At 65.2% G+C, this 6,723-nt stretch carries 9 protein-coding genes; 3 read left to right on the forward strand and 6 right to left on the reverse strand.

The window, feature by feature from the left end; translation table 11 throughout:
* Window positions 1–34: 34 nt before the first annotated feature.
* The 3 genes from rplL to ACILQR_RS14860 form a co-directional block, all read right to left on the reverse strand.
* Window positions 35–421 (reverse strand): 50S ribosomal protein L7/L12, encoded by a 387-nt coding sequence (gene rplL / locus ACILQR_RS14850; RefSeq protein ID WP_395652162.1) that lies wholly within the window; start codon window positions 419–421, stop codon window positions 35–37.
* A gap of 66 nt (window positions 422–487) precedes the next feature.
* A complete protein-coding gene (gene rplJ / locus ACILQR_RS14855) occupies window positions 488–1,003 on the reverse strand; it encodes a 50S ribosomal protein L10 (RefSeq protein WP_395652163.1) in 516 nt (171 codons plus the stop codon).
* A gap of 399 nt (window positions 1,004–1,402) precedes the next feature.
* Window positions 1,403–3,337, reverse strand: coding sequence for a methyl-accepting chemotaxis protein (locus ACILQR_RS14860; RefSeq protein WP_395652164.1), 1,935 nt, complete (start codon window positions 3,335–3,337; stop codon window positions 1,403–1,405).
* On the opposite strand from ACILQR_RS14860, the gene ACILQR_RS14865 reads away from it, so the two are divergent.
* Together ACILQR_RS14865 and ACILQR_RS14870 are read left to right on the forward strand one after the other, a co-directional pair.
* Window positions 3,319–3,510, forward strand: a complete 192-nt coding sequence (locus ACILQR_RS14865) for a hypothetical protein (protein ID WP_395652165.1) — start codon at window positions 3,319–3,321, stop codon at window positions 3,508–3,510. The genes ACILQR_RS14860 and ACILQR_RS14865 overlap by 19 nt on opposite strands.
* A gap of 282 nt (window positions 3,511–3,792) precedes the next feature.
* Window positions 3,793–4,932 (forward strand): aspartyl/asparaginyl beta-hydroxylase domain-containing protein, encoded by a 1,140-nt coding sequence (locus ACILQR_RS14870; RefSeq protein WP_395652166.1) that lies wholly within the window; start codon window positions 3,793–3,795, stop codon window positions 4,930–4,932.
* A gap of 9 nt (window positions 4,933–4,941) precedes the next feature.
* Here the strand turns inward: ACILQR_RS14870 and ACILQR_RS14875 are convergent, their stop codons facing one another.
* Both ACILQR_RS14875 and ACILQR_RS14880 read right to left on the reverse strand, forming a co-directional pair.
* Window positions 4,942–5,388 carry an NUDIX hydrolase gene (locus tag ACILQR_RS14875; protein WP_395652167.1) on the reverse strand — a complete coding sequence of 149 codons (447 nt, stop codon included), beginning with the start codon at window positions 5,386–5,388 and terminating at the stop codon, window positions 4,942–4,944.
* Window positions 5,389–5,491: 103 nt separating this feature from the next.
* The gene (locus tag ACILQR_RS14880; protein WP_395652168.1) at window positions 5,492–5,926 is read right to left on the reverse strand and encodes a winged helix-turn-helix transcriptional regulator; all 435 of its coding nucleotides are present in this window, start codon (window positions 5,924–5,926) and stop codon (window positions 5,492–5,494) included.
* 56 nt (window positions 5,927–5,982) lie between these two features.
* On the opposite strand from ACILQR_RS14880, the gene ACILQR_RS14885 reads away from it, so the two are divergent.
* Complete coding sequence (locus tag ACILQR_RS14885) at window positions 5,983–6,591, forward strand: NAD(P)-dependent oxidoreductase (protein WP_395652169.1); 609 nt, start codon at window positions 5,983–5,985, stop codon at window positions 6,589–6,591.
* 3 nt (window positions 6,592–6,594) lie between these two features.
* On the opposite strand, the gene ACILQR_RS14890 is transcribed toward ACILQR_RS14885, so the two are convergent.
* The coding region (locus tag ACILQR_RS14890; RefSeq protein ID WP_395652170.1) for a toxin-antitoxin system HicB family antitoxin at window positions 6,595–6,723 on the reverse strand (129 nt) is incomplete at its 5' end.

Below are 6,723 nucleotides of genomic sequence, written 5' to 3' on the forward strand. Positions count from 1 at the left end.
GTTTCGCTTTCGGCCCGAAGGCCGCGGTCGGATCTTACTTGATTTCGATCTTGGCGCCGGCTTCTTCCAGCTTCTTCTTCACTTCTTCGGCGACTTGCTTGGAGACGTTCTCGACGACGGGGGTCGGAGCGGCTTCGACCAGGTCCTTGGCTTCCTTCAGGCCCAGGTCCGAGCGCACGCCACGGACTTCCTTGATCACGTTGATCTTCTTGTCGCCACCGTCGACGAGCATGACGGTGAACTCGGTTTGCTCTTCGGCGGCTTCAGCCGGAGCGGCGGCGCCGCCACCGGCAGCGGCCATCATGGCGACCGGAGCAGCGGCGCTGACGCCCCACTTTTCTTCCAGCAGCTTGGACAGTTCGGCGGCTTCGAGGACGGTCAGCGAGGACAGGTCTTCGACGATCTTGGACAGGTCGGCCATTTCAGTATTTCCTTCGGAGGATGGGGTTGGTTTGGATGTGTGCAGAGATGGAAGGTCGGACGCCGCTTACGCGGCTTCCTTGGTGGCATAGGCGTTGAACACGCGGGCCAGCTGGGCGGCGGGCGCTTGAACGACGGCGGCGATCTTGGTCGCCGGGGCGTTGAGCAGGCCGAGCAGCGAGGCGCGGATCTCGTCGAGCGAGGGCAGTTTCGAGAGGGTCTCGACGCCCTTGGGATCGACGACGGTCTGGCCCATGAAGCCGCCGACGATAACGAAACGATCGTTACCCTTGGCGAATTCGGTCGACACCTTGGCGGCGGTCGCGGGATCGGGGGCGTAGGCGATACCCACCGGACCCTTGAACAGGCCGTGGTAGGCAGAGCCTTCCTCGACCTCGAGGGCCTTCAGCGCCAGGCGGTTCTTGACCACCTTGAATGCGCCACCGGCGGTACGCAGCCGGCCACGCAGGTCTTCCATTTCCGCAACGGTCAGACCCAGGTTGTGGGTCACGACCACGGCGCCGGCGTCGTTGAAGACGCCTTTCAGCGTCTCGATCGACTCGGCCTTTTGTGCGCGGTCCATTGCGGTCTCCAGTCTTGGGTTGCCGCCCGGGCTTATTCCCGAACGACGTCGTGGCTGTCGCGCGCCGCACGGATGCGGATCGCTGGGCCGGGTAGCGATGTCCGAAGGATGCGACTGAGGCTGTCATCCCGACGTGCGGGCCGACCAGCTGTGGTTCGCTTCCCCATCTCCCCACGGCGTCAGAGGGCTCTCTGACATTTACGGCCTGGGTGACCCCCAGACCCCGAAGTTCTCGGACAGGTCCGCCGAGACCGAAGCCTTGGCGGGAAGGCGCGCTCTATACACGCTGTGGACCAGAAAGCAACGGGGCACGGCTCCATACCGGGCGCTCGCTCAGCCGCGCGGTGGCAATGACGCACTCGATCCGCAGTGGGGGCCCGAAAGCCTGGTCCGTGAGACCTAGAACTCTTCCCACGGCTCGACCCTGGAAGCCGTGTTGCCGGCCAGCACGAGCTGAGGACGGGTCGGGCGGGGGGCTCCAGGTTTCACGCCTTGCTCGATACGTTTCAGAGCCGCGTGAACCGGATTGGAACCGCGAACAGCTTCGTTGCCTGCGCCGCCGATCTGGAAGCGCTTCATGAGGGTGCCCAGGTTCAGCGACTCGCGCGTGAGATTGTGGCTTGCCGCAGTCGTCTGTTCGACCATGGCCGCATTCTGCTGGGTGACCTGGTCCATCTCGTTGATGGCGTTGTTGATCTCGCTGAGACCCGTAGCCTGCTCTTTCGAAGCCTGGGCCATCGCCTGGACCAGCCCATCGATCTGGGCGAACTGTGCGACGACGTCCGACAGGGCTTCACCCACTTTGGCGACGAGACCGACACCGCTCTTGACGCTGTCGGATGACTCAGCGACCAGCGCCTTGATCTCCCTGGCCGCTTCTGCGGACCGTTGAGCGAGGGCCCGGACTTCCTGCGCCACCACGGCGAAGCCGCGCCCCGCCTCACCCGCCCGCGCAGCCTCGACACCCGCGTTCAGGGCCAGAAGGTTGGTCTGGAAGGCGATTTCGTCGATGACACCGATGATCTGGCCGATCTCGCGTGACGAGTTGTCGATCCGCTTCATGGCGTCCACCGCCTGACTTGCCGCGAGACTGGTGGAGTCCACGGTCTGCCTGCCCTGGGAAACTGCGACCTGGGTATCAGCGGCGTTAGTCGCGGTCTGGCGCATCGTCGCGGTGACCTCGTCCAGAGCGGCTGCCGTCTGCTCCAGGCCGGCGGCCTGGCGCTCCGTCCGGCGCGACAGGTCGTCGGCGGCGGACGAAATCTCGTGCGCGCCGCCCTCCACGGCACTGGCACCTTCGATCACGAGGGACAGGGTTTCCTCAAGGGCACGAAGGGAGTTGTTGAAGTTGAGGCGAAGCTTCTCGAACTCGGGGGGAAAGCTGACCTCAATACGATGGCTGAGATCGCCGGAAGCCAGACCTTTCAGACCCGCGTCCAGAGCGGCCACGACGCGATCGCGACTATCGGCTTCAGCAGCGATCTCTGCGGCGCGGCGCTCGGTTTCCGACAGATTGCGGGCATCACTCTCCTGCTGCAGCAAACGGGCGGCGCGGCGTTCCAGAACCGCTTCACGGAACACCCCGACGGAGCGGGCCATATCGCCGATCTCGTCCCGGCGACCCTGATGCGGCACATCCTTCTCATAGTCGCCGTCAGCCAGCTGACCCATGTAGGACGTCATTCTGATGATCGGCGTCACGACCTTGGCCCGAAGCATCAACAGGCCACCAATGACGACCGCGAGCATGAACAGCGATGCTGCGGCGACGAGCGCGAAGATAATCTGTGTCGAGCGGTCGGCGACTGCGACGACGCTTTCGGCGGATTCTGTGGCCTGGCGTGACAGGTCATCGATGATCAGACGATGGGCACCGTAGACCTCGGTGAGGGCGGCGATCGCGGCATGAATCCCGGCAGCGTCACCGGCGGCGAGCGCTGGCAGGTATTGTTGATCGACAATGCCCCAGAACTTCTTCACCTCGACATCCGAGCGATCCAGATCGGCGCGGATTTCAGACGAAAGCTCGGTCGTCCGCCAGAAGGCATCGCGCGCCTCGTAGTCTGTGCGAAGCTGTTTCAGCGCTCTGGCCAGTTGATCGGCCTTGTCTGGCTCCTCCGCACCGCGGTGGGCGACCAGCAGCGACTCAACGAGATAGAGGGGCGGCGGCAGAATGTCCGCGAGCAGCACATTGGCCTCGGCCTGTTGCTGGGACAGCGGACCGCCGACCCGCAACTCCAGAAGCGAGAAGACCGCCGTCCCCGTCGCGAGCGTGAAGGCGAGCAACAATGCCACCGCAAAGAGCCGCAGGGCCCATGAAATTCGAATTGCCATGTGTTGAAGTCTCCCCTTGGAAGGAAAAGCGTCGACGACGGTTAAAAAATCAAGAACATCGTTTTTCGGCACGCCAGATTTCTCTTTTACTTGAGATGGTTGCACGATTTCCGGCAGGTTTCAGCCTAGCGTTGCGGGCGTGTTCGGCCCTGACGCTGCAATCGATTTCGTGAATGCACTGCTTGCGAGAATCTCAGCCTCGGACTGACCGGACATATTGCCCGTCCGGACTTTGTGAAGGTCGGTCGTTGCCCGGCCCTGCCATGCCCTTCCGGGTCGGTTTCGAGACCCATGGTCACGGTCGGATCCAGTCTTGGGCCGCTATGGATTCCGAACTGGCCGAACTCCGATTGACGTAGCGGCGAAGCTTGTGGATTACAGAACCGTAATCACTGCACGGCCGCGTCGGGGGACGCCCGCTTCTCATGGTCGATCCGACATCCGGACAATCGGCGTTGCTGCGGCGCGCGGGCGAGGCTCTGGCGCGTCTGGACGCGGCCGGTGCGCTTCAACTGATCGATCAGGCCGATGCTTACGGCGTGACCCACAACGGGATCCTGAACCGGTCGGTGGCGATGCGGCTGCAGGGGGATTTCCACGGGTCGCTGGTGCAGATCGACCGCGCCCTGGCGATCCAGCCCTATGACTTCATCGCCCTGCTGGCCAAGGGGGCGTTGCTGGAAAAGATCGGCCAGAGCCGGGCGGCCATTCCCGTCTATCGGAATGCCCTGAAGATCGCCCCGCCGCGCGATCGATGCCCCCCTGCCCTGCTGGCCCAGATCGACTATGCCTCGACCCTGATCCAGCGCGAGGCCGAAAGCCTGCGGGACCATATGCGGGCCGAGGTCGAGGCCTTGAGGGCGAGCGTCGACCCCGCGATCCTAGAGAGGTTCGACGAGGGACTGGAGATCTATGCGGGACTGAAACCGGCACCGAAGCAGGAGCCGCTGCTGCTCAACTATCCGCGCCTGCCGGCCATTCCCTTCTACGATCGGGCGCTGTTCCCCTGGCTGGAGACGTTGGAGGCGGCGACGCCGATGATTCAGGGTGAGCTGGAGGCGCTGATCGCGGGGGGGATGGAGGGGTTCGCCCCCTATATCGCCTATCCGCCCGAGGTTCCGGTCAACCAGTGGGGGGAACTGAACCATTCGGACAAGTGGTCGTCGCTGTTCCTGTACAAGGACGGCGAACGTCAGCAGGCGGTCTGTGATCGGTGCCCGGGCACGGCGGCCCTGCTGGACAGTCTGCCGATGGCGGACCAGCCGGGCTTTGCGCCCACGGCGGTGTTCTCGGCCCTGCAACCCCATACCCACATCCCGCCGCATACGGGGTCGGCGAACGTCCGGCTGCTGTGCCATCTGCCGCTGATCCTGCCGGGGCCGGCGCGGTTCCGGGTCGGCAATACGACGCGCGACTGGAAGATCGGCCAGGCCTGGGTGTTCGACGACACCATCGAGCACGAGGCCTGGAACGACGCCGATCAGCTGCGGGTCATCCTGATCTTCGACATCTGGAACCCCTTCCTGGCCGAGGGCGAGAAGGCGATGATCACGGCGATGATGCAGGCCCAGCGCAGGTTCATGACCGGCGGCTGAGACTCCGCTTCAGTCAGCCGGGGGCTGGAAGGCGACGATCAGTCGGGCCAGATCGGGTTCGTGGACAGAGGCGGCGGCCTCGTCGCGGGTCATCCAGCGCCGCTCGCGCTCGGTGGATTCGGGCCAGACCCCAAGCTGGATCAGTACCTTCAGCGGATAGACGGCAACGACGCACAACCGGTCCTGGCCGTTCTTCAGCCGTTTGGCATAGCGAAAGGCACCGACGGCTGCGGCGGCGATCATTCCCTGAACGCCGGCCTCCTCCATCGCTTCGACGGCGGCGGCCTCGGGGTCGGTCTTTCCGGCCATTCGCCCGCCCTTGGGAATGACCCAGCGCCGCGTCTCGCGCGAGGTGATCATCAGGAACTCGACATCACGCGCGCCGGCCCTCCAGGGCAGGGCAGCGACCTGGCGCGTCTCCGACCGGCCCGAGCGCGGTGCCCCGGCGTCGGTCATCTAAAGGCTGCAGGGGAGGCTAGAAACATCGAAAGGCGCTCACGCAGAGCGAACGCTCCGTCTGCGGATGATCATGCACCTTCCGCGCCCCGCTCGCCAAGGCTCAGACGGCCGATTGGCGCCGATCGAATGCGGCCTGGGCCGTCGCGACCGCCGGCATCCGCGCCTCGGCCCAGTCGATCATGGGCTGGAGCGCCTCGACCAGCGTCGCCCCCAGCGGCGTCACGGCATAGGTGACCGATACCGGAACGGCGGCCTCGACCGTACGCGTCACCAGTCCGTCCCGCTCCATCTGGCGCAGGGTCTGGCTCAGCATCTTCTGCGACACACCCTCGACGCGCCGTTTCAGGGCGTTGAAGCGCATGGGGCGGGCCTGCAGCGTGGTCAGCAGCAGGACCGTCCATTTGTCCGCGATCCGGTCCAGCAACAGCCGCGTCGGACAGTTCTGGGCATAGACGTCACCACGCCAGCCCGGCTCGCCCGGCGCGGGCCAGGTTTCCTTCAGGTGACCAGATGAGGTTTCGGTGCCTTCTTGCATAACTGATTTCCATATCGCACCTGGTCACCATTGGAAACCACCATAGGAACCCTCCCATGAAGATCGCAGTCCTCGGCGCGAGCGGTCGCGCCGGATCGGAAATCACCACGGAACTCGCCGCGCGCGGTCACGCCGTCACGGCCATCGCCCGCAAGCCCGAGGCCATTCCGACCGCTGCAGGCGTGACTGTCGTTCGGGGCGACGCCTCCGATCCCGCCGCGCTCGCCGCCTTGATCAAGGGCTCGGACGTGGTCGTCAGCGCGCTGCATTTCGACATTCCTGCCGCCAGCCTGCTGTCGGCGCTGAAGTCCGCCGGCGTGCCACGTCTGCTGGTCACCGGCGGTGCCGCCAGCCTGGAGGTCGCGCCCGGCGTCCGCCTGATCGACACCCCCGAGTTCCCGGAGGAATGGAAGGTGTTCGCCCAGGGCGGCATCACCTTCCTGGATGCGCTGAGGACCGAGACCGAGATCGACTGGACCTTCTTCTCGCCGGCCGCCGTCATCGAGGAAACGCCCCGTCTCGGCCACTTCCGGCTGGGCACCGATCAGCTGGTCGTGGACGACAAGGGCGAGAGCCACATCGGCTTTTCCGACTACGCCATCGCCATGGCCGACGAGGTCGAACAGCACCGCTACAGCCGACGCCGGTTCACCGCCGCCTATTGAGGATCAGGCCGCAGTCTCGATCCGTCGCGCGATCCACTGGTTCAGGCTGAGCCCTTCAGCCTGGGCGCGCGCGGCGGCTCGTCTGTGCAGGTCGGGCTCGAGCCGCAACGGCACCTTGCCGCTGACGGTTCG

It is taken from the genome of Brevundimonas sp. (assembly GCF_044239655.1).
Taxonomy (GTDB): domain Bacteria; phylum Pseudomonadota; class Alphaproteobacteria; order Caulobacterales; family Caulobacteraceae; genus Brevundimonas.